General features: G+C 41.6%; 23 protein-coding genes. 9 read left to right on the top strand and 14 right to left on the bottom strand.

What is annotated here, in order from left to right; genetic code table 11:
- Positions 1 to 153: 153 nt before the first annotated feature.
- Together HWQ44_RS30680 and HWQ44_RS30675 are read right to left on the bottom strand one after the other, a co-directional pair.
- A complete protein-coding gene (locus HWQ44_RS30680; protein ID WP_292725817.1) occupies positions 154 to 1206 on the bottom strand; it encodes a fatty acid desaturase in 1053 nt (350 codons plus the stop codon).
- Positions 1207 to 1400: 194 nt separating this feature from the next.
- Positions 1401 to 2222: an acyl-CoA desaturase gene (locus tag HWQ44_RS30675; RefSeq protein WP_292725815.1), complete on the bottom strand. Its 822-nt coding sequence runs from the start codon at positions 2220 to 2222 to the stop codon at positions 1401 to 1403.
- An 87-nt stretch (positions 2223 to 2309) separates the two neighbouring features.
- Here HWQ44_RS30675 and HWQ44_RS30670 point away from each other — a divergent pair, with 87 nt between their 5' ends.
- Positions 2310 to 3560 (top strand): methionine gamma-lyase family protein, encoded by a 1251-nt coding sequence (locus tag HWQ44_RS30670; protein ID WP_292725813.1) that lies wholly within the window; start codon positions 2310 to 2312, stop codon positions 3558 to 3560.
- Positions 3560 to 4414 carry an alpha/beta hydrolase gene (locus tag HWQ44_RS30665; RefSeq protein ID WP_292725812.1) on the top strand — a complete coding sequence of 285 codons (855 nt, stop codon included), beginning with the start codon at positions 3560 to 3562 and terminating at the stop codon, positions 4412 to 4414. Before HWQ44_RS30670 ends, HWQ44_RS30665 begins: the two co-directional genes overlap by 1 nt.
- Before the next feature lie 406 nt (positions 4415 to 4820).
- Here HWQ44_RS30665 and HWQ44_RS30660 read toward each other — a convergent pair whose 3' ends face one another.
- From HWQ44_RS30660 to carA, 5 genes are all read right to left on the bottom strand, one after another.
- Positions 4821 to 5123, bottom strand: coding sequence for a DUF1816 domain-containing protein (locus HWQ44_RS30660; protein ID WP_292725810.1), 303 nt, complete (start codon positions 5121 to 5123; stop codon positions 4821 to 4823).
- Between the two features lie 86 nt (positions 5124 to 5209).
- Complete coding sequence (gene rlmB / locus HWQ44_RS30655; RefSeq protein ID WP_292725808.1) at positions 5210 to 6391, bottom strand: 23S rRNA (guanosine(2251)-2'-O)-methyltransferase RlmB; 1182 nt, start codon at positions 6389 to 6391, stop codon at positions 5210 to 5212.
- 92 nt (positions 6392 to 6483) lie between these two features.
- Positions 6484 to 6963, bottom strand: a complete 480-nt coding sequence (locus HWQ44_RS30650) for a ribonuclease III domain-containing protein (RefSeq protein WP_292725806.1) — start codon at positions 6961 to 6963, stop codon at positions 6484 to 6486.
- Between the two features lie 579 nt (positions 6964 to 7542).
- Positions 7543 to 7908, bottom strand: coding sequence for an STAS domain-containing protein (locus HWQ44_RS30645; RefSeq protein WP_084227153.1), 366 nt, complete (start codon positions 7906 to 7908; stop codon positions 7543 to 7545).
- Between the two features lie 262 nt (positions 7909 to 8170).
- A complete protein-coding gene (carA, locus tag HWQ44_RS30640; RefSeq protein WP_292725804.1) occupies positions 8171 to 9340 on the bottom strand; it encodes a glutamine-hydrolyzing carbamoyl-phosphate synthase small subunit in 1170 nt (389 codons plus the stop codon).
- A 318-nt stretch (positions 9341 to 9658) separates the two neighbouring features.
- Between carA and HWQ44_RS30635 the strand changes: the two genes are divergently transcribed.
- Complete coding sequence (locus HWQ44_RS30635) at positions 9659 to 10699, top strand: retroviral-like aspartic protease family protein (protein ID WP_292725802.1); 1041 nt, start codon at positions 9659 to 9661, stop codon at positions 10697 to 10699.
- On the opposite strand, the gene trpD is transcribed toward HWQ44_RS30635, so the two are convergent.
- Entirely contained in the window at positions 10629 to 11696 is a 1068-nt protein-coding gene (gene trpD / locus HWQ44_RS30630; protein WP_292725801.1) for an anthranilate phosphoribosyltransferase, read from the bottom strand. The genes HWQ44_RS30635 and trpD overlap by 71 nt on opposite strands.
- 172 nt (positions 11697 to 11868) lie before the next feature.
- Between trpD and HWQ44_RS30625 the strand changes: the two genes are divergently transcribed.
- The 5 genes from HWQ44_RS30625 (at position 11869) to HWQ44_RS30605 (ending at position 14991) form a co-directional block, all read left to right on the top strand.
- Positions 11869 to 12189, top strand: a complete 321-nt coding sequence (locus HWQ44_RS30625) for a metalloregulator ArsR/SmtB family transcription factor (protein ID WP_292725800.1) — start codon at positions 11869 to 11871, stop codon at positions 12187 to 12189.
- Entirely contained in the window at positions 12189 to 12758 is a 570-nt protein-coding gene (locus tag HWQ44_RS30620; RefSeq protein WP_292725799.1) for an SRPBCC domain-containing protein, read from the top strand. Before HWQ44_RS30625 ends, HWQ44_RS30620 begins: the two co-directional genes overlap by 1 nt.
- Before the next feature lie 122 nt (positions 12759 to 12880).
- Entirely contained in the window at positions 12881 to 13219 is a 339-nt protein-coding gene (locus HWQ44_RS30615; protein ID WP_292725798.1) for a cupin domain-containing protein, read from the top strand.
- Between the two features lie 89 nt (positions 13220 to 13308).
- Positions 13309 to 13917 (top strand): ATP-dependent Clp endopeptidase proteolytic subunit ClpP, encoded by a 609-nt coding sequence (gene clpP, locus HWQ44_RS30610; RefSeq protein ID WP_292725797.1) that lies wholly within the window; start codon positions 13309 to 13311, stop codon positions 13915 to 13917.
- 48 nt (positions 13918 to 13965) lie between these two features.
- Positions 13966 to 14991: an NAD-dependent epimerase/dehydratase family protein gene (locus tag HWQ44_RS30605; protein WP_292725796.1), complete on the top strand. Its 1026-nt coding sequence runs from the start codon at positions 13966 to 13968 to the stop codon at positions 14989 to 14991.
- Here HWQ44_RS30605 and HWQ44_RS30600 read toward each other — a convergent pair.
- The 3 genes from HWQ44_RS30600 to HWQ44_RS30590 all read right to left on the bottom strand — a co-directional run bounded on the left by HWQ44_RS30600 (position 14952) and on the right by HWQ44_RS30590 (position 16961).
- On the bottom strand, positions 14952 to 15797 hold the full coding sequence (locus HWQ44_RS30600) for a DNA adenine methylase (protein WP_292725795.1): 846 nt from the start codon (positions 15795 to 15797) through the stop codon (positions 14952 to 14954). The genes HWQ44_RS30605 and HWQ44_RS30600 overlap by 40 nt on opposite strands.
- A gap of 23 nt (positions 15798 to 15820) precedes the next feature.
- Positions 15821 to 16189: a hypothetical protein gene (locus HWQ44_RS30595; protein ID WP_292725794.1), complete on the bottom strand. Its 369-nt coding sequence runs from the start codon at positions 16187 to 16189 to the stop codon at positions 15821 to 15823.
- A 415-nt stretch (positions 16190 to 16604) separates the two neighbouring features.
- Entirely contained in the window at positions 16605 to 16961 is a 357-nt protein-coding gene (locus HWQ44_RS30590) for a hypothetical protein (protein ID WP_292725793.1), read from the bottom strand.
- 254 nt (positions 16962 to 17215) lie between these two features.
- Here HWQ44_RS30590 and HWQ44_RS30585 point away from each other — a divergent pair, with 254 nt between their 5' ends.
- Positions 17216 to 17395, top strand: coding sequence for a high light inducible protein (locus tag HWQ44_RS30585; protein ID WP_292725792.1), 180 nt, complete (start codon positions 17216 to 17218; stop codon positions 17393 to 17395).
- A 102-nt stretch (positions 17396 to 17497) separates the two neighbouring features.
- Here the strand turns inward: HWQ44_RS30585 and HWQ44_RS30580 are convergent, their stop codons facing one another.
- The 3 genes from HWQ44_RS30580 to HWQ44_RS30570 all read right to left on the bottom strand — a co-directional run bounded on the left by HWQ44_RS30580 (position 17498) and on the right by HWQ44_RS30570 (position 22795).
- Positions 17498 to 18589, bottom strand: coding sequence for a hypothetical protein (locus tag HWQ44_RS30580; protein WP_292725791.1), 1092 nt, complete (start codon positions 18587 to 18589; stop codon positions 17498 to 17500).
- A 185-nt stretch (positions 18590 to 18774) separates the two neighbouring features.
- Positions 18775 to 21750, bottom strand: coding sequence for a molecular chaperone (locus HWQ44_RS30575; RefSeq protein WP_292725790.1), 2976 nt, complete (start codon positions 21748 to 21750; stop codon positions 18775 to 18777).
- Positions 21751 to 21985: 235 nt separating this feature from the next.
- Positions 21986 to 22795: an Rpn family recombination-promoting nuclease/putative transposase gene (locus HWQ44_RS30570; RefSeq protein ID WP_292725789.1), complete on the bottom strand. Its 810-nt coding sequence runs from the start codon at positions 22793 to 22795 to the stop codon at positions 21986 to 21988.
- Position 22796 lies beyond the last annotated feature (1 nt).

The raw sequence follows: 22796 nt of genomic DNA, 5'->3' as shown, positions 1-22796 counted from the left end.
CCCACGAAACTAGCGATCGCTAACACACGAGAGGATAATTTCTGGCAATTTACCTAACAATTTTACTCACTAAAGAATTGCCAGATTCTATTTAAACACAGCATAATAAACGCTCTCGTTGGTTCAAGAGCGTGAATGTCATTACAGCGCTATTTATTGCTCTGTATAATGTTCGTTGAAAGTTTTATAGCCAACATCAGTTGTGTACAGTTGACACTGGTCTGTAATCTGCTTCATTAAAGGCCAAGAAAATTGACATTCATCATGCAGATAAGTCCCCCAATTTTCTTTGATGCTGCTGTAAGCTAGCCGCAAATTATAAGAAGGAATAGCAGTGGAAATATGATGAGGAACATGAACATTGATATCGTGGCACAGAATTTCTACCCAACGCGGATAATCGCAATGAATAGTGCCAAATAGTTGTGCTAAAGCTTCGTTCCACTTGTTCGCTGTCACAAAAGGAACATCTGCGGCTGTATGGTGAACAATAGTAAAAGTACTCATCCAAAAATGGTAAATCATCCAGGGCACTAGCCAAAATTTGACAAATCCCCAGATGCCTGTTGTGGCGATGAGAGTCGGGAAAGCGATCGCTGCAAACACAACTACTACAGCCACAGAAAGCTTGATACTTGATTGGTCTTTAGTTTTGAAGTTCCGCCAATCAAAATGCACCACAGCCCAATGTCCAATGGAACCTACCCACCAGAAGCGTTTACGCATGAACAGTTCAAAAGCAGACTGTCGGGTTTTATCCCAATTTTCAAACACTTCTGGTCTGATTGGATGCCAAGCGTTGTCCTCATCCAGCTTGTTGGTATGAGTATGGTGATAATTATGCTTAATGCGCCAACTGTGAAAAGGGTAAATCAACGGCATCATGAAGAAGTGCCCCACCAAATCATTTACCCAACGACGTTTGGCAAAAGACCTGTGACCACAATCATGGCCAATTACAAAAAAACCTGTTAAAGCAGTGCCCGTAAAAATCCAAGCTAGGGGCAAGAGAAACCAAGGAGTGATAATCAGGCTGTAATAGCCTAAAGCAACTGCCAAGACACTGAGTAGTACTTGTGTCCAAGCTTTGCGACGGTTTTGCTGAAAACATTCCCGTGGCAGGGTTTTAACAATATCTTTGAGCCTAAGGTCGGAATTATCAGACTCTTCACTTAGTTTCTGGCTGTTAATTATTGATGTAGTCATGGACACCTGAAAAACAACAAACTCCTCCACCAAGTCACCAAAAAGCAACTTGCCACAAACATTCTTTACATTAGCGCTTTGGATTATAGCAACCTAACCGACACAAGCGCACCCGTAAATAGCTTTTTGAAAAGTTAGGAGTTAGAAGTGATGAGTTCAAAAAGTTACACATCCTAACTCTTAACTCTTAACCCCTAACTAATTTTTGTTGGGGCCAACTTCACATTAGTAGCCAGACCAACTGCTTGCAGCAATTGAACTGTCATCCAGGTTAAATCTATTTCCCACCATTCCAGCCCATGACGAGCTGAGTATTGAAAGGCATGATGGTTATTGTGCCAGCCTTCACCGAAAACTAGTACAGCTACCCACCAGCAATTAGTCGAGCGATCGCCAGAATCATAGCTCTGATAGCCAAATTTATGAGTAGCGCTGTTCACCAACCAAGTGCAGTGGTAAACCCAGACAATGCGAACAAAAATTCCCCAAATCACAAACGGCCAGCCGCCCAGAAGTAAAAGCAATACACCTAGAGCAACCTGGATCAAAATGAAATATTTTTCTAAAAACTGATAAACTGGGTCTTCGGCAATGTCTTTGGTGAAACGAGGAACATCAGCGTGAGCGGGACAGTAGTGAATCAGCCAATCCATGTGGCTCCACCAGAAGCCTTTATTAGAATCATGGGGATCGGCGTCAGTATCCGAGTTTAAATGATGGATACGATGTGTCCCTACCCACTCAATTGGGCCTCCTTGACACGAGAGTGTACCGAAGAAAACCAAGAGATATTCTAGCCACTTGGGAGTTTGAAAACTGCGGTGGGTGACAAGGCGGTGAAATCCTAGAGTAACTCCTAAACCACCTGTTACCCAGTACAGCAAGAAACCCACACCAACTGCCGTCCAGCTAAAGTTACCAGGAACAAAGGCAAATAAAGCGCCGATGTGCAGTCCAATGAAAAACAGGGTATTAACCCAGTTAATTTGAGGTTTGGTTGAAGTAGCAATTGTCATGCAGTAACCTGAAGAGAGAATTTTCCAGCCTGAGAATAGCGCGATCTAAAAATCCGCATATCTATAATTTTTTTGAACGAGGAACTGATGAACAGCTTAGAACAGCTGCGGCAAGCAGAACAGGCACTATTAGAAATTTTTTCTGGAATTGACACTCAGGTCAAGCATAATCTAAAACGAGTGCTGGATGCTTTTCGTAATCACCGTGTAGGGGCACACCACTTCGCTGGTGTAAGTGGCTATGGTCATGATGATTTAGGACGAGAAACTTTAGATAAAGTTTTTGCCGAAGTTATGGCTGCTGAAGCTGCGGCTGTGCGGGTACAGTTCGTTTCGGGAACTCATGCGATCGCCTGTGCTTTGTTTGGTGTTCTCCGTCCCGGAGATGAAATGTTAGCAGTGGTCGGTTCTCCCTACGATACGCTTGAAGAAGTTATTGGTTTACGGGGTCAAGGTCAAGGCTCCCTTATCGAGTTTGGCATAAATTACCGCCAATTGGAGCTAACCCCCGAAGGAACTATAGATTGGAAAGCTTTAAGTACTAGTGTGGCTGAAAATACTCGTTTAGTGTTAATTCAGCGCTCTTGTGGCTATTCTTGGCGTCCTAGTTTATCAATTGTTGATATTGAAAAAATTGTCCACTTAGTCAAACAGCAGAATCCTAACACCGTTTGCTTTGTGGATAACTGCTATGGCGAATTTATTGAAACCAAGGAACCCACAGCCGTAGGTGCTGATTTAATGGCTGGGTCATTGATTAAAAATCCTGGTGGCACTATTGTCAGCGCTGGCGGTTATGTTGCTGGTCGTGCCGACTTAGTGGAAGCCGCCGCCTGTCGCCTCACTGCTCCCGGTATCGGTAGTTATGGCGGTGCTACTTTTGACCAAAATCGTCTCCTCTTCCAAGGCTTATTTCTGGCGCCGCAGATGGTAGGAGAGGCGATGAAAGGGACTTATCTTACTGGTTATGTATTTGATAAACTCGGTTATCCAGTGAATCCCGCACCTCTTGCTCCCCGTGGGGATGTAATTCAGGCAATTAAACTCGGTTCTGCCGAAAAGCTAATTGCTTTCTGTAAAGCCATACAACAGCATTCTCCGATTGGTTCCTACTTAGACCCTGTTCCAGATGATATGCCGGGGTATGAGAGCCAGGTGGTCATGGCTGGGGGGACATTTATTGAAGGGAGTACTTTGGAATTATCAGCCGATGGCCCTTTACGTGAGCCGTATGTAGTTTATTGCCAGGGCGGGACTCATTGGACTCATGTGGCGATCGCACTCGAAGCTGCGATCGATGCAGTTGGCAGTATCGATAGACAGAAAAAGGGAGAGTAATGAGCGATCGCCATAATCCTACTACTGCTACACGCCTGAATGTCTACACCCAAGGTGAAGGATTCCCAATTTTGGGTTTACATGGTCATCCTGGTTCTGGTCGTAGTCTTTCTGTCTTTACCAATCATTTATCAAAACGCTACAAAACTTTTGCCCCTGATTTACGTGGATATGGCAAAAGTCGCTACAACGGCAATTTTGAGATGAATGACCATTTGACTGATTTAGAAGCGCTTCTAGACCGTTTGCAGATTGAAAAGTGCTTAGTATTAGGATGGTCACTGGGCGGCATTCTGGCAATGGAGTTGGCATTACGTTTACCAGAGCGGATTACTGGGCTGATTTTGGTAGCGACAGCCGCAAAACCCCGTGGCAGTCATCCTCCTATCACTTGGCAGGATAATTTATATACTGGCGTTACGGCGCTATTGAACTATATAAAACCGAGTTGGCAATGGAATATTGAAACTTTTGGTAAGCGATCGCTTTTCCGCTACCTAATCCAACAACATACATCTACCAGTTACAATTACATCGCCAAGGAAGCTGTACCAGCTTATTTGCAAACCTCTCCTGCTGCTACTCGCGCTCTCTATAGTGCAATTCAATCGGGGTACAATCGACTTCCAGATTTGCAACAAATTCAATGTCCTACTTTAGTACTTGCTGGCGATCAAGACCGCCATATCACATCTGATTCCAGCTTACAAACTGCTCAACACCTCAACAATTCTCAGTGGCATTGCTATCCTAACACCGCCCATCTTTTCCCGTGGGAGGTTCCCCAACTAGTGCTGAGTGACATTGACCATTGGCTGGAAGAACATCCTCAGGTAATTAGTAGTCAACAATAATTCGTAATTCGTAATTAAACTGATAGCGCAACTAAGCCGAGTTTTCGTCCCTTGCGCGTCTACTAGGGTCGAGTCAAAGGAAGCGGCCAATAAATCATGGTGTCATTAGTAGGGTCTAAATCCCATCTATAACTGAATTACGAATTACGAATTGTTAATAGTCCAAATAGTTAAAAAATTTTGACTATGGACGAAGAATAAACGGAAAGGGAAGATGTGGTGACAGGGTGACGCAGTGAAAGAATTCTCTGTGTCTTTACGTATTCTTCCTTACGGGACGCAAGCGACGCGCGGCGTCTTCAAAGGAGAAGTTCTGTTCGGCAAAAGCCACGGAATCTTGCTACAGACTTCTTTGTGTGTCCCCGCATCCCCACATCCCCGTATCCTATTTATTCTCTGGCCTAACTTAAATTTGACCGCCAAAGGCAGGCTGTACTTTGCGGTCAAATCTTTCCCCCAAGTCGTCAGCTATTGTTAAGGTATTAGGTTTGCAGCGCTTGACATTCACAGTAATTCCCGTAGCTCCTTCAAGCTCCAAATCTTCTATATATCCAATGCTTGAGAATCTGGCATCAGAAGAACTTAGAAATGGCCCGAAGTAGTACGTGCAGCGGGGATTCTGCGTCACAATCTCTACCCACCAAGCCAAGCCGATGTAGTCGAATGTGTTAATTAACACTTCCTTGAGGTTATGCCAAATGGTTTTCATGGTTTTCGCGATTTATAAACGTGCTACAGGGTGTTAAACGATATGCAGCTTTATTATCTTTTACATTTCTTTATACTCTGTTACTGTTATTTTTTCAAAGAGAATTTTTGCAATTTATCTAAGTGCAGCGTATTTAGCGATCGCTGCCGATAAATCTCATAAAGCGCCATACCCGCTGCTACAGAAGCATTCAGACTGGGAGTTTTACCCTGTAGAGGAATCGATACTAAAAAATCACAGGAGCGTTGAGTTAACATACCCAGACCTTCACCTTCTGAGCCGATTACCAAAACGATTGGCCCAGTGAAATTGACTGTATGCACAGGTTCGCTGCCACTTGCAGCAGTACCATAAATCCAAAAGCCAGCTTCTTTTAATTCTTCTAAGGCGCGGCTGAGGTTGACAACTCTAGCTACAGCAAAATTTTCTAAAGCACCTGCTGCCACTTTCATCACAGTAGAAGTTATCCCAGATGCCCTTCTTTGGGGAATCACTAATCCTTGAGCGCCTATTGCCTCGGCTGTGCGAATAATTGCTCCCAAGTTGTGGGGATCAGTAATTCCGTCAGCTACGACAATTACGGGATCGGTTACAGATTTAGTTTGTTCCATTAGATCCGCCAATTCGATGTAGGCATAGGGAGCAGTTTGTGCCGCCACACCTTGGTGATTGGCCCCGTTAGTAAGATGGTCTAAACGCTTGGGTTCAACCTCATCAATAACTGTGCCATTTTCCTTCGCTTGCAGAAGAAAATGGTGAAAGCTGGGATCGTAGCGCAGACGGGTAGTAATCCAGATCCGGTTGAGATTGCGCTGATTTTGCAATGCACTCAACACGGGATGACGACCGTAGATGAGATCGCTATCTTCTTCTATCGGTTGTGTAGATACAGACGGCTGGGAGAAGTTATTATTTCGTTGTCGGGAGTTGCCATAGCTGGGGTTGCTATCTATTTTCCTGGGATTGCGATTCGGATTAACAACAGAGATGGTGTTACCATCTACTTTTCTGGGATTGCGAGTCAGATTAGTAACAGAAATGGGGTTGCTATCTACTTTCCTGGGATTGCTAGTTGGATTAGCAACAGAAATGGGGTTGCTATCTACTTTCCTGGGATTGCGAGCCGGATTAGCAACAGAGATAGGGTTGCTATCTATTTTTCTGGGATTGCGAGTCGGATTAGTAACAACACGTTTACCTTTAATTTTTACGGGTTGTCCACGATTTGGTTCGCTAGAAGTCTTGACTTTTCTGGGTTTATTCTGCATTTGAGTTATGGATATAGCGTATGGTTGATCGTTCCGATTACCTCAATTTTTTGCACCTAATCTAGTGTTGTAGCTACGATGAAATTGAGTTTTCACTCTTTTTCTAGATGAAGTATTTGCAACAGTTCGGTTAGACGTTGGTAATCGGTGAGATATAAGTAGCCTATTAAAGTTTCTAGACTAGTTGCCTGTTGATAAATTTCGGGATTAAGTCGCTTAGGGCGTCCTGTTGCGGCGTTTCTACCCCGTCGGACAATTTCTAATTCGGTATCCCTGAGATGAGGAATCAGCGATCGCAAATGTAGCGCTTGTGTTTCCGCTCTTACCTGCTCCACTACCAGACGATGGTAAATTCCTGACCGCTGCAATGGCAGCAGATAGAAAATTCTAACATATAACTCATAAATTGCATCCCCCAAATATGCTAAAGCACTAGGAGAAATTTTTTGCACTTGTGAGAGAGAAATCTGTTGGAATGGCGCTGTGGTTGCCAAGAGTGCTTGATTCCAAGATAAACTCTGTTTAGGAGTTTCATCTTGTTCATCTAATAGCTCTTCCTCCTGTGACTTCACAAATAAATCATTCCTTGACGGGCTACATTTGGCAGGCATTCTTCGCAAAGACTGATTTTTCTGAAGTATGCCGTGATAGTATACTTAGCATAATCAATACTATCAAAATTACTTCCTAATTTCATCTTTTTGATTGAGAGTTGGCATTTTAAATCACCCTGATGTCAATGCCCATAAACCAAATTTCGCCTACTTCTTGTGGTGTATGCCTAAGATAGGGTAAAATTTGGACATCAAATTCACCCTTTTATTCGATCGGATTGCCATGCTTACTTAGGAAGTGACAATTCTTCACTATACAGCATCAAGTCAAGTTTACCTATAGAGAAACCTGCTAGCTTTGTATTTCTTACAAATTTCTCAGACTTGATTGTTTATTCGATATTCTAGCTAATGATTACATATCCAAGAACTGGGTATTTATATCTTTAGTTATTGCTCAACTTTAAACATAATAGCTCAACTGGCTTTGCGCCTCTCTCACAAGGAGAGAGGTTTTCTGCCAGAAGTTTTAAAAATTAAGCTATCCGATCTTGAATCTGGATAGCTAAATTTAACTCTCAGGTCAAGTAATCAAGACTACTTGACGTTTTCTAGAGCGTCTTCAACTGATTTTTGCAGGGAGAGAAACTTCTCTAGGCGAACAAGCTTGACCGTTTGAGTTACGCGGGCATTCGTGACAATTTGCAAAGTGCCATCAGCAGTTTGAGCCTGCTTGGCTAACTGCACTAGAGCACCCAAGCCAGAGCTATCAACAAAGTCAATTTGTGAGAGATCCAAAATAATGTGCTTAGGGCCCTCGTCAATCTTGCTGCCAAGTGTCTTGCGAAATGTCGGCTCAGAAAAAGCATCTAACAAACCTGTGAGGCGGAATAGCTGACAGTTATCCCGGACTTCACGAGTGCCCCTCAGGCTAACGGTTAGATTCAGTGGCTCAGCAATAATTCCCTCCTCATGAGTTAAAGTGAACGCTCAAGTATAGATGGTTTTTGAGCAAATTGTCTACAATCTGCTGGAATAGGGGATTAGGGATTGGGTACTGGGGATTGGGAAACTTTTCTCTAGTCCCCAGTCCCTAATCCCCCATTTGCATTTTGCTATTTTTATTTAATCTCAGATAGGACAACTTGACTCTTGCTTTTTGCTCCAGTTCAAAATTAAAAATGCATAGTTCAAAAATAAATCTTTCATTTTGAATTTTGGATTTTTAATTTTGAATTCCCCGGAGGGGTTGACGGGCTGTTCGCATAGCTTGAACAAATTGCTCAAACAAGTAATCAGCATCGTGGGGGCCAGGACTGGCTTCTGGGTGATACTGTACGGAGAACACAGGTAGAGATTTGTGACGTACCCCGGCAATGGTGCGATCGTTTAGATTTAGGTGGCTGATTTCTACAACTGCCGTAGGTAAAGAATCTGGATCAATAGCAAAACTATGGTTTTGGCTGGTAATTTCTACCCGTTGTTGTAAGCCGGCAGGCTGATTCAAACCACGATGACCAAATTTGAGTTTATAGGTTTCTGCCCCTAGTGCATGACCTAAAATTTGGTGTCCCATACAAATACCAAAGATGGGTTTTTCACTTAACAGGAGTGCTTTGGCAGTTGCAATCCCTTCAGTGACGGCAGCCGGGTCGCCAGGCCCATTAGAAAGAAACACACCATCTGGATTGTATTTAAGAATTTCCTCTGGTGGTGTATCAGCAGGTACAACAATCACCCGACAACCGTAACTTACTAAGCGACGCAAGATATTACGTTTGATGCCAAAGTCAAGAGCAACAACGGTAAAGGGTTCCCCAAGATTTTCCGCAGCTTCAGAGTTGAATTCCCAAGCTGGAATTGTGGGATCTGCCCATTCATAAGCTGTCGGGGTGGTGACTTCACGAACCAGATTCAATCCTGCCATATTGGGAGCTGCTAGTACCTGCTCTAGCAATTCCGCTTCATCGAGAATGGTTGTAGAAATGCCACCGTTCATCGCTCCAAACATCCGAATTTTGCGGGTGAGGGCGCGGGTATCGATGCCGTAGATCCCTGGTACTTGGTTTTGTTTGAGATAGTCAGGTAAGGATTCTGTCGATCGCCAGTTACTTGGACGGTGAGAAATATTGCGGGCGATCGCACCCCGCACTTGGGGCCCCTCTGATTCTTCATCTTCAGGATTGACGCCAGTATTCCCCAATTCAGGATAGGTAAAAATGATTATTTGACCGCGGTAACTAGGGTCAGTCAAGACTTCTTGATAGCCTGTCATGCCAGTGTTAAACACTACTTCTCCGATCGCGGTTCCCGTCGCACCAAAAGACCAACCGCGATAAGTGGTTCCATCTGCTAGGACAAGTAAAGCTGGGATTGCTGCGTCAGTCAGGGGCATAGGTGATAGATTGGGGATTGGGCATGAGGAATTGGGTATGGGGCATTGGAAAACTTTTCCCTATTCCCTATTCCCGAATACTGCGATTGTTAATTATCCCATGAGTTGAGCAATTGGGAGTTTTTAGGATAGTTAATTAAAAGTGAACTACCCACACTGACTTTCTCTGCGAGACGCTACGCAAACGGTACAGTGCGGGCTTCCCAATTGTGAGAAGAGGAAAAAGATGGAATCGTCGCCGTCCGCCTTATATGCCGCCACTGAATTCTTAGTACAGAATTGAGTGGGGGACTTACGGCGAATTAGCTAAAATTAATTATGCTTCAGTCTTTTTTATCCCGTGCAACCCTAATTTTTGTATCAAGCGCTCTAGCTGTTTTGTGTGTTGCCTGTAGTGAAGACAAACGGAACACTGCGACTGGTGGCAATGAGCAACCCACGCCAATTGGGGATCTGGCATCAGTAAAGCCTGCTGTTGAACCAGTAACACCCGCAGCTACTCCAGAAGCGCAACCGCTAGATCCGTTTGAAAGTGAACCAAGTCTTTTTGAGATTGGACGAGACAAAGCTGTTGGCGCTTGGAGTATCAGCCAATCGGCTCAATCTCCAGATGATTGGAAGTTGGTGGCGAGTCAGTACCAGGAGGCGATCGCGCTGATGCAAAGAGTACGGCGACAAAGCCCAGAATTTGCGATCGCTCAAACCAAAATTACGGAATATCGTCGCCAAGTTAAATATGCCCAACAGCAAGCTAATCCTCGCCCTGTTGCAGTTAGAGAACCTCATAAAATAGTCGTTGTTGTTCCCCAGAGAGAAATTATACCAAAGTTCACCTTACCTCCACGAGAAACAAAACCGTTATCACCAGAGCCAGGTTTGCCGTCATCAGCAGTGGTGATTCCCGATGAAGCAGTATTTACAGCGCCGATAAAAAGGCGAATTGGTGGTACGCCAATTGTGGAAGTCACTTTTAATGGTCAACAACAATTTGAGATGATTGTGGATACTGGAGCAAGTGGTACTGTCATTACCCAACAGATGGCTAATGCTTTGGGAATCGTCACAGTGGGAAAAGCTAAGGCAAACACCGCGAGTTCCAGAGCGGTAGAATTTCCTGTGGGCTATGTTAATTCGATGGCAGTTGGCGGGGTAATAGTGAATAAAATACCAGTAGCGATCGCAGGTGCGGAACTAGAAACCGGGCTTCTAGGACATGACTTTTTTGGTAATTATGATGTCACCATTAAGCGTAATGTCGTAGAGTTTCGCCCGCAATTGCGATCGCAAATCAATTCCCCAGAAACTCAACTAACTGCTCCAACTTCGTCCAAGCAGCCCCACTTTGTAGGATATCCTTAGCTATTTTAATACCTTCTGCGTGATCGAGGAATGCGATCGTACCCGCTACTTGCAGCGCCAACGACGCATTTAAGGCAACTGCGTCCTGTTGCGCCTGAGTTCCCTTACCTTGGAGTACAGCCTTGAGAATCAGTGCATTTTCTTGGACATCTCCACCCCGAAGCATACCTATGGAAGCAGGCGTTAAATCTAAATCTAGGGGATTAATAGTAGTTAACTGTACTTCTCCGTCTGATAACACCGCCAAATCAGTTTCATCTCCTAACCCAGCCTCATCAAGTTTTTCTCGCCCGTGCAACACAATCGCCTTTTCCTTGCCCAAATTCTGTAAAGCTTCGGCAACAGTCGCCAAAAGCTTAGGAGTGAATAAGCCCACCACTTGCCCAGTTGGACGCAAGGGATTTACTAACGGCCCGAGCAAATTAAAAATTGTTCGCACTTTCAAAGTCCGCCGTAATGATGCAACCGCCTTGAGTGCTGGATGCCAACCAGGAGCAAACAAGAAAGTGATCCCCACTTCTTGTAGTGCTGCTTGTACTTTTTCACTAGATGCACTTAAGTTTACACCCAAGGCTTCCAATACATCTGCGCTCCCTGTGAGACTTGAAGCTGAACGATTGCCGTGTTTAGCCACAGGTACGCCAGATGCAGCGGCAACAAAAGCAACAGCTGTAGAAATATTAAAGGTTGATGACCCATCTCCACCAGTGCCACAGGTGTCTATTACAGTGCTAAATGTTGATTTCTGAGGGCTGAGTGGGGAACATTGAGATTGTAATACCTCCGCCATGCCAGTCAATTCGTCGGCAGAAATGCCTCTAAAGTTCAGCGCTGTTAATATAGCCCCTGATAATTCTGGGGGAACCGCTTCACTGAGCCAACCTTGCATCAATTCAGCAGATTGAGTACGAGACAATGATTGCCCATCTATTAATTGTTGCAACAGAATATACCAGCTAACAGAGGATTCTTGAGCAGGAATTGGGGAAGTTGCCATCGCTAAGGTTTTTGTAGGTATGGGAGCCATCCTACCGAAAAATGAGAAAGTAGCAGCCAGGTTGGGAAACTAAAATCCCAACCTTTTGCTGTTCTTAGGAGTTGACATTTAAGCAATTACTTATGTATTCTATAAATAGTTAAGCGTTTGCTTAAATATATGGTCAATAGGAATGAGTAGACCTGCTGCCAGTGCCGATGTTTTTGTGGCGATCGCAGATCCCACACGCAGGGCGCTACTGGATCTGTTACGTAATGGTGAGCAACCAGTCAAGGAACTAGCCCAGCCATTTGCCATGAGCTTGCCAGCTATTTCTCAGCACTTACAGATTCTTTGCGAAGCAGGCTTAGTACAAATGCGAAAAGCAGGGCGACAGCGCTTCTATCGGCTAAACCCGGAGCCATTGAAACAGATATCTGAATGGATTGCTCATTACGAGCAGTTTTGGCAAGAAAAACTCGATGCCCTTGGCAATTATTTGGAGGAAAATTGATGCTCCGATTAAATATGGAAGTGTTTTATCCCTATCCTCCCCAACGGGTTTGGCAGGTACTCACTAACCGTCAGGCATTGGCAGTATGGTTAATGGAAAACGACTTTGAGCCGCGTTTAGGACACAAATTCCGATTTGTACATTCGACACTGCCAGGGCTGGAGGGAGACATAGACTGTCAGGTAATTGAACTCGATGAGCCAAGACGACTGGCGTTCACTTGGCAAGACAGTATGATGTGCCAGCCTTCAGTTGTTACCTGGACAATCCAACCCGTAGTCGGGGGTACGAAACTTCTACTCGAACATAAAGGTTTGATTCAAAAAGCCATCAAGCTCAATGAACCAATGGAACTTTCCCAACCGTGGCAAGGCAAATTTATGCATGAGTCCAAGGCAGGGATGCAGACAGTAATACCAAATAATCGCAGCACTGTATTTTTTGCAATACCAGTTGGTAGATATGAGGCATTAGATAGTATCGTTCTTAGTTATTTTCTCAATGGTGGATGGAACTACAGTTTGCATGAAAAACTACCGCAAATCTTAGTCACAGATTGCACCAGTTAAAGCGGAAATTCACATATTGCACGCCAATATCTACATTTAAATTCAAGCTTGGCAACATTATTATTTGTCGTTGGACGAGTATTAGCAAAGCTAAATTAAATTGAGCTTTTGGAAAATTTAATATGAATAAACAAACTTTTGTTGAGACAGAAGCTGAAACTTGGTTTGAGTTTCAGCCTGTTCCAGGTACAAAATTATTGACATTAGCTGAACCAGTGCCAAAAGGTTCAATTCATAAACTACAAATGATTGCTGACACGGTGATTCCAGTTCACTATCATCCTTGTGATGAATATGTTTATGTCCTGAAGGGAACGATTGAAACTGCTGGGCGTGAATGCAAAGCAGGAACATTTTGGTTTACGCCTGCTCATACCCAGAATGGCCCTCACAAAGCAATTACGTCCGTTGAGATTATTACAATTCGTCTTGGTGAGATGGGAATCTTTGAGGAGTTATAAAAATCCTAGTTTCTTCAAAAAATACCCTAAGCATTTTATTAAAAACATGGTTTTTAATGAATATTTTATCTTACTTGGAGATATCAAATATGAATTCTCAAATTCAACTCAGCATTCCAATGATTATTCAAGAATCAGAAAGAGGGGAACGAGCATTAGATATTTATTCACGCTTACTTGCAGAGCGAATTATCTTTTTGCGAAACGAAGTTACAGATGATACAGCTAACTTGATTGTTGCACAAATGCTATTTCTTGATGCTGAAGATCCAGAACAAGATATCACATTGTATATTAACAGTCCTGGAGGTTCGGTGACAGCAGGAATGGCTATTTACGATGCCATGAATCAAATTCGTTCAGAAGTATGTACTGTATGCATCGGTATTGCTGCTTCAATGGGATCGTTCTTGCTTGCCGCTGGAACTAAGGGTAAAAGATATGCTCTACCAAATGCTCGGATTATGATTCATCAACCATTAGGAGACGTTCAGGGAAAAACATCTGATATTGAAATTGCAGCCAAAGAAATTTTGTATTTCCGCCAATTAATTAACAAAATACTCGCTGCCAATACTGGTAAATCATCAGAGCAGATTCAACTAGATTCTGAACGAGACTTTTTCATGAGTGCCGAAGAAGCAAAAGCTTACGGTTTAATTGACAGTATCATCTTGAAAACATCTGCATCTATTTAATCTGCAAACCACTCTAATATCGACAAACAGTAATGGATGGAAACCAAAATGAAAATACTCATAATTGGTGGCACAAATTTTATTGGCCCTTCTGTAGTCCGTCAACTGATTGCAATGGGTCATGAAGTGAGCGTATTTCATCGAGGAAAAACTACAGCTAACTTACCACCAGATGTACATGAAATTTTGGGCGATCGCTCCCATCTTTTGGAGATGAAAAGCCAGTTTAGGCAGCTTTCGCCTCAAGTTGTGGTAGATATGATTGCCTATAACGAACAAGATGCATTAACTCTAACGAACACATTTGAGGATATTGCCCAGCGTGTTGTTGCGATTAGCAGTATAGATGTGTATCGTGCATACGATGTGCTTTGGGGTAAGGAATCTGATGTTGTGCCTGTACCACTTATCGAAGATTCGCCTCTGCGCCAACAACTCTATCCATACCGGGAAATGCTCTCTAGACCGATCGCTGTGCCAATTGATTATGAAAAGATTCTGGTGGAGCAGGTGGTGATGACATCCAATTTACCTGGAACGATTATACGCTTGCCAATGGTATATGGTTCCAGAGATATCCTACATCGCCTGTATTCCTATCTTCAGCGAATGGATGATAACCGTCTCACGATTGTTTTGGAAGATAATATCGCTCGATGGCGTGGCTCTTATGGCTATGTAGAAAATGTAGCGTATGCGATCGCACTAGCAGCAACAAACGAACGCGCAACTGGTCGCATTTATCATGTCGCTGATGTAGAAGCACTTACCGAAGCTCAACGCATAACCAAAATCGGGCAAATAGCAGGATGGCAGGGTAAAGTTGTTATCGTACCCAAAAGCCAGTTACCATCAGAGTTGAAATTGCCTGGTAATACAGAGCAAGATTGGTTTGTAGACTCAACTCGTATCCGTCAAGAATTGGGATATAAGGAAATTGTGTCATTAGATGAAGCATTGCGGCGAACCATTGATTGGCAACGGACTCATTCACCTCAAGAACCGCAGCAGTTTGCAGTACCGTGGTTGCTGAACTATGCAATAGAAGATGCGATTTTGTCTAAATTCCGTTGAACTTCATAGTTAGTAATGAATAGCTCTTTTCCTTTAGCGGCAGCACTTTGTTTGTAGTTATTCATGCCGTACTGTAATTCCCACTCTGAAATATTAGCCCATTGAAAATTTTCTAGAATTTGCGTTGAGTTGTCGTAGGTAATTAACCAGCGATGATGACATTGTTGCAAAAGTTCAGCAAATCTCTGATGTTCAAAAGAAGTGTGCAAGTGACCATCTTTACCGTATAGCTTTGATTTCGTAGCACGAAAATATGGTGGATCTAAAAATATAAATACATCTTCTCCTTCTGATTTTAATAGATGGCTATAATCTAAATTAGTAATTTGGACGTTTTTTGACAAAATATTTTCTAACTTTTCGAGTCGTTCTATTGAAGAATCAGTAAATCTTTTATGGAAAGCTTCTTGGGAAAAACCACCTGATTCTACAGTTCCAGAAAAAGAAATTCTATTGAGTACGAAAAAACGAACGGCTCTTTCTAAATCAGATAATTTATTGACATCTACACTAGTCAATTCTGAAAACAATAATTTGCCATCTGTAGACTTTATTTTAATATGGCGAATTTCTTTAACTAACTGAGTGATATCAGATTGGGCAAATTTCCAGAATAAGAAGAGTTCGCGGTTTAAATCGTTAATCCAAATCTTGAGATTGGGAAACTTTTGTCTTAAATAAATAAATACGGAACCACCACCTACAAAAGGTTCTCGAAATTCCGAAAAGCTTTCTGGTAAATATCCAATTATTTGATTTATTGCTTTCGACTTACCACCAGGATATCGGAGAGGACTTTTAATCATAATTAAGATTAAGATTATAATGTTTAAAAATTACTGGATATTTCTATTTTAAGTTTATGATTATTTTGAGCTTCTAAAGCCAATTTTTTTATAATTGCTTTTTGATTTGTATTAAAAATTTTAATATTAACTTCTAAAAAGTATTCTAGGTTTTCTAGAGACGCATCTGGAAAAACGATAGAACCAACAACGTTGTTACCCGTAAGTTTTAACTTGGTAACAAATAATACTGGTTCACCGTTCAATATTAAAGAATCTAAATTAGAAAATAAAATTAGCTTGAATAAACCATCTTGAATATCAGGGAGCTTTGGCAAAGATGCTGTTGAAGTATTTTTTGACTCTTGTATAATATACATGTTGTTCTCGAATATTATCTCATCAGGAGTCAAATAGTAAATTCCGCCAAGATAGTTTTCAATACTAAAAGTTGCTTTTAATCCATCTACTAAATATTCTAGTTTATGAGAAGTCAGCGCTTCTCTCTTACTAGCACTCTGAGAACCTTTAAGAGAAATATTCTTAAATTCCTCAAACTCTTCTCTGATTTTATGTAAATATTTATCTGCTCCTTCTCGTGAGTGAATTATTACTCCAGTTTGATGAAAAATAGAATCATAAGAATCTAGAGCTTTTTCAAAAGTTTGTGTAAATCTTTCTTCAAATAGATTCTTATTCCAATGAAGTGCGCTTTGGCGATATGCTAATATCTCACTGATTTGAAATTTAACAAAATCATTAGCAAATTTCTGATTACTTAACTTATTCTTATTTATTTGTCCCTTTTTAGTACTTTTTTTTGCTGTTTCATAATAAGCAAGTACTATCTATATAGATATTAAGCAAATTCATCCAAGAAATTGTAGAGGATTGAATTTTATCTATATCGCCATCTTTGCCCTCATCTTTAATAACCGGGATAATAGTTATAACTTTCGAGGAATTATATGTATTATAAATTCTGGCAAATGGATAACTTCTGGTTCTCTTAGGTGATACCCATTTTGAATAAGCAATTTCAGTTGTAGGTGACTTGATTAATCCATAACCCCTTTCTTTATTGACATCAAATACATCTAAATTAATTTTACTTAAATTATCATCCAAGTAAGTTTTAGAGGTCACTCCTTTGATAAACCCTGTAAAATGAAGAACTTCTGCCATATATCCAAATTTTTATTAATATTTCTTTTTGCCATAGTTTAGTTCAGCATTGGTTATTAAAGCATAGAAATGACCAAGCAAAAGTTAATTTCCTCCTGAATGGCTACACGCAAATCTACTAACACAAAATTACGCACCCGTAATATATACTAGTAAATTTTATATTGAGTTTATGTTGCATTTTCGTAAAAGTCTGTTACATTACTTTACAGGCAGTTATAACTGTTACAACATAAAAGCTCGGAGTATTATTTATGGCAGACCTTAAGAAGACTACGCCTTCAGTTTCAGAAGATCCTAATGCTTTGCGCTGGGGCTTTACTCCTCAGAGCGAAAACTGGAACGGTCGTTTTGCAATGATTGGTTTTTTATCTGCCGTTGCACTTGAAGTGTTTTCTGGTCAAGGGATTTTACACTTCTGGGGCATCCTTTAAATTTAAACGTTTTTACCTTCATTAGATTATGAGGCAAGGCGGGGATTAGTAAAATTGTCTGCCTTACCTCATAATCTCAAGAATTATAAAAGTTGCTAGCATCTAGCGTGATGAGCGAAATATTACACGCCCTGGAGATTCTTCTTGATTAATTCGCGCATATACCCGAAGACAAGTTAAGACTTCGCCAGGAATACCACCGCAGTCGAGTTGTAAGTCATCCTTGGATAAAGCACAGATATCTGCATAAAGTCCCGATAATTGGCGAATTCGCACTTCATTACCTGCATTAATCGCTTCATCAGCGACTTTCTTCAGGATACGCCGTGATTCATGTTGTAGCTTTCCCCACCAAGAATAGCGTTCAGCGGGTGGTACGAATACTAGGGAATGTATAGCCTCGTCCATATCAATCCAAGCACGGAGAATTGATACGGGATCGGTGTTTTTTTCTGCTTTTTGGGTGCGTTGGAAGCGATCGCTTAATGCATCAATATATTGATCGCGTTGTTCTGGTTTAGAGTGTAAGGAAATGACATCAAAACTAAAAACGCTCTTTAAAGCATGATGTAAATCTGGGTCTACTTCAATAAAATTCATATATAAAAATAGGAATGCTGCTGGTAAATCGGATGCATTTCCTTGGATAATTTGGGAATTTGAAAGTGCTTGTTGATACAAGGTCAATCCCTGAGTTTGAACAGTACCACTAAGGCCAGGGTAGATAATTTCGTCGCGGATAAAGGGAAGCTGAAAGAGATTAGAATTATCTGCGATCGCACCAACTTCTTGAGCCAGATCCAAGGTGCGCTGTTGCCAAGATGCAGCTAAATCCTCTGGTAATCGCAGCAGTTTGCGTTGAATTTCATTCCACAAATCTGAGTCTGTTTGGCTTTGCAGTTTGGAATTACCCAGATAATAACTAAGTTCTGAGTCAGAATTAAAAGCTTCTCGAAGGTGATTTAGTTTTAACTCATCTGGCGGATCTTCCCAACCAGTATTTTGCTGTGGGAGTTCAGGTTGCAACAGACTATGAAGTTCTTGCAGCACCTCATCGCATATTTTAGATCCTGGATCTAGTGGAAATTCGGCGCGAGCCTGATTCAAAGTAGCCTCTAGTCCATACAAACTAAACCGCAGTAATTGGGCTAACTCTGAGTTTTCTATCTCTAATAATTGACGCAAGTGCTGCATAAATATCACCTCCAAATATTTTCGTAGCGAATAAAACTTGGCAAACCTCTGCGCCCCTTTGCGTTTAAAAATATTAATTTTTTTCAACGCAGAGGAATGCATTCGCGTTCGCTTTAGCGTCTCTGAAAGAGAAGCGTCTCGCAGAGAAGGTTAGCGCAGAGGAACGCAAAGGTTTAATGCAAGAGTTAATGTATGCCGCAAAAGGGATCGCGTTCTTTGTCAACTTCATTAGGTTGCAATTCTAATTCAGCACGATAAACACATCCTTCTTGCTTCAAGCATTCTTGATTTTGTGATGTCCAGTAAGGCACTTCACCGGCATGCATCCTTAGAATACCTCGATCGTCTAAAGTTACACGATATTGGCAAGGGTAATCTGTGGTTACATCTGGCTTACTGAGTGCGCCAATTCTTATCCATTTTTTGCTGTTGGTTTCGGCATCTGTTTGATAAACATAGAAGGTGTGCTGTCCAGTTTGTGGGAATGACGGTAAGGGATTACTAATTAACCCAATTCCTGGTTGCGTCACACCATCGCGCAAATAGTGAAATTTGTGAAATGTTTTACTACCATCATTTCCAACTTCAAATACAAGATGATAGGCATCTGGTTGATCTACAGTTGCTGACTCAATAACATTGACGGCAATATCACCATCATTTAAGTCTTTATTGAAGCCTTCTACAGCAATATTCCAGTTTAATTTGCCATCAGCAAATAGCGCTGATGTTTCTGAAACTACCGATTCTAAATCAATACCAGAAATATCAATTAAATAATGGGGATTTCCTTGACAAAGCAATACGTTAAATTCGAGGGTTTGGTCAATCTCAAACTGGACTTTGATTTTTTTCAGAAACTCTGCTTCTGGCATTTCCAGTTGATTCATGAGGTTTTTTCCGTCAAAGCTTCCCCATAATCGTAAATCTCCTTCTTCGTAATCTTGACGATAGATAATGTTAGTTAATTGTATGCCTTGCCAATGAGTACGAACTTTGGCGACAGTTTCCCAAGGTGCGAGTTGATAGAGTTCTTGTCCAGCTTTGAATATAGTTAGTAAATCGTTGCTTTGGGTTTTGCGTTTGAAGTTGCAAGGTAAATAATAAAACAGGTTTTTGACATCAATTTCTAGTTGGTTTGCTCCCTTACGCAGCAAGCTTTTAGACTCTTCTGGATCGAATCTTAATCTTCGTAGTTTTTCGGCATAACAAGCACCGGCGGAGGTGGCTAGCTTGGTAAATTCCAACACAAAAGTAATCCGTTCTGGATTCCAGACAAAATATGGAGACTTACTAAATTCTTGGTAGATTTGGCGCTGTACTATGTCTAAATTACAAGTTTTACCAGACAAAATTAACCAATCAACTTTTTGGGAATTCCAAGAATCTTTGGTGAGATCATCGGGACGCAAACGACTTTCCATTAATCCTTTGGCAATCCCGATCGCTTCTTTAATTCCAGATGCGGCGGCTCGTTCAAATTGCTGGTTATCTAGGGTGATGCAGATGTTATTTGGATCTGTAACTTGTAATTTAACGGCGCTTTGAGTGAGCAATTCGGAAATTTGCTGCTCAGAAAGTGTGAAGGTTAATAGAGAATTCTCTGTTGGTGGCTTTTGCCCAAGTTTAAGTTTGGCGGCTTCTGCATAATCCCAGAGAATATAAAAGGATTGCAGACGTTGGGGTGCTTGTTGCCAACGGGTAGGTAATACTTTTTCGGCAGTGTCAAGAGCATCTTTGTAAGAAATATCGCCTTCAGGATTCTCTCTATCTAGACATCTTAAAAGACTGCCAGTTTTAAATTTGCCTTGTTCTAAGAAACGCTCATTTAACTCTGAGTTAATTAAGTCTTCTAGTTTTTCATTTTCAATATCACCTGTTGTAACTGCTGTCAATAAAAAGTCTGTGATCGCAACTTTTAATAATCGAAAAATTCGCAGTGTAATTAACTCACCGCCTAGCTGTAAATGACCAGATGATCCTAATAGTTTGGGGGTAAGTTTATAGTAACGTCCTCCTAAACCTCGGTCTTCATAATCAGCAAAAGCTGGGGTTTTATCTTCTAATGTCAGTTCAATTAAAGCTAAGTCTGTAGTTCCGCCGCCGATATCCAAGACGAGGACATTTTGTGACCATTTGTTTCCTACTTGACGGCAACGGGTTTTGAATGACTCAATCCCAATGTTGAGATTACCGCCAAATTCTCGCCATAAAAAGAATATTGCTACAGAAACGGCTTCATCATAAGCAGTTTGCACATCGTCGATCCCCAACTGCTCAACTAATTCCCTAACTTCCTTACGAACGACTGGAGGGGCGACAGTGGGATAGGTGACAACTGCTGTTAAAAAATCTCCTTCCGAAAATCTGCGTCGTGCGTGTTGGCGGTAGTCTTCAGTTAACTCAATTAAATGCGCCCAAGCAGATTGTATTAACTGGTTAGCGGTAATTGTTTCTTCTTCGCCATCCAAAATAACTGAAAACGATCGCTCCTGGCCAAAATAGCGTTTGGGTGAATGGTGAAACCTGCTGATAATTTCCTTTAAAGAACCGCTTGTACCTTGAGCGATCGCTTTTTTTCGGTTATCTCTAGCTTCCCTACCCATCCGCAGTTTTAAATCCCCTAAGTGGGAAATTTCCGACTCGCTGGGAATTTCCGTATCGCGGCGATCGATATCCAGCACAACTGGGATCAGATTTTGCGATTCTAGGGTAGGGACGCGGAACACCTCATGATAGATTTGATAAAGTTTTTTGCTGACAGCCCGGCGGAATCTCTCGCTGTTCCCTAAAGAAAGTTCAATTTGGCGAATTGCTTCCAAAAATCGCTCTTTATTATCACTTTCAAAAACTTCACTCAATCGGCTGGGTTCTATCTCCAAATTTTTGCTAATTTCTGTGATAAACTTCGCCCAATCATCAGTGCTGACATCCGGTAAAGCCACTGAGGCGGGAGAACTGAGCCATTGCGATAAGCGATCGCGCAACCGATTTTCCTGTTCTTTGGGTAAAATTTCTGCGATCGGTACTTCAATTGGATCGAAGAGTGTAACTGTGGAATTCGACGTACCAAAATCTAAAGCAAACCATCCCGGAAATCTTTTTTGTTGTTTCTCGCTTGGTTCGCGATCGCTATATTTGTTGAGTTGAAAAGGGTTCATTATAGTATCACTTTTTGTTGTTTATTTTATAGCTGGCTAAAAACTGTAATGTTCTATCATAAAATTACAAATTTAGAAAATCCTTGTGGTAAAAACTTTTAATTTTTGGTCTTGTACCGCTGATTCTCTTTAGCACTGGCTTTTTTATTTGGCACGATATCTACGCCTACGCTTTTATATGAAAGGACGTAGACGTAGCTCAAACTAGGCATTGCTATGAAAATTAGGGTAGTTACTAAGTTGATGTTGAAGACTCTTGTTCAGTTGCAAGTCTTACTTGTTCGATAGTTAAATCAAGTAACTGGGCAACCTCTTCCATCGACATACCACGAGCTAAGAACCGAGGTACAAGTTCAAGTTTTAGTTCTTCTCGTCCTTCTTCTCGTCCCTCTTGTTTAGCTTCTTGATAAACCCTAGTTTCTTCTAACTTAACTCCTAACATTGCTTCTACCTCTTCACGACTTAAGTTTGCGAATTTATAAACTGCAATTGTTGTGATTACATCTATTATCTCCTTCTTAGCCAAGACAGTTATCTGCTCTTGTTGCACCCGCTCAATTAAACGTTTCGCTTCCCGAACCATTTGAGTCTCTGAGGCAATAGTCAACTGCATCAAACTGATACCTACTTTTTGCTCATCAGGACTACCTAACTCATCTAAATAAATTCGTTGTACTTGGGAACTGTTCAGTAACGATCTATGAATAGTGCTGTTTTCCGGTTCCAAGCTACGAGACTGTAAAATAATTACCCCGTACCAGTCATCGTAAAGCGATGGGTTGCGATACATATACAGCATGGATTCGGAGAAAAACCGATGGTACAGTAACTCATCTCTTTGGAATTGTACCTCAGCAAAAAAGATCGTCTGAGAGGTTGCATCCGGTGGAGGTAAAAATACCCCATCAATCCGAAATGTTGGTTCTTTAACTTCAACTGATTCAAAGCAATAGCTAGCAGCTTCAGGCGATGGTTGTTCTACTAACTCAAAAAACAATCCTGGGACACGCTTAAAAATTGTATAAAAAATCGCATCACGTCTCACA

Origin of the sequence: Nostoc sp. JL34 (assembly GCF_017114945.1) — a bacterium.
Lineage (GTDB): Bacteria > Cyanobacteriota > Cyanobacteriia > Cyanobacteriales > Nostocaceae > Nostoc.
The sequence above is the reverse complement of the archived record's forward strand: the minus strand, read 5'-3'. Positions and strand labels throughout refer to the sequence as shown.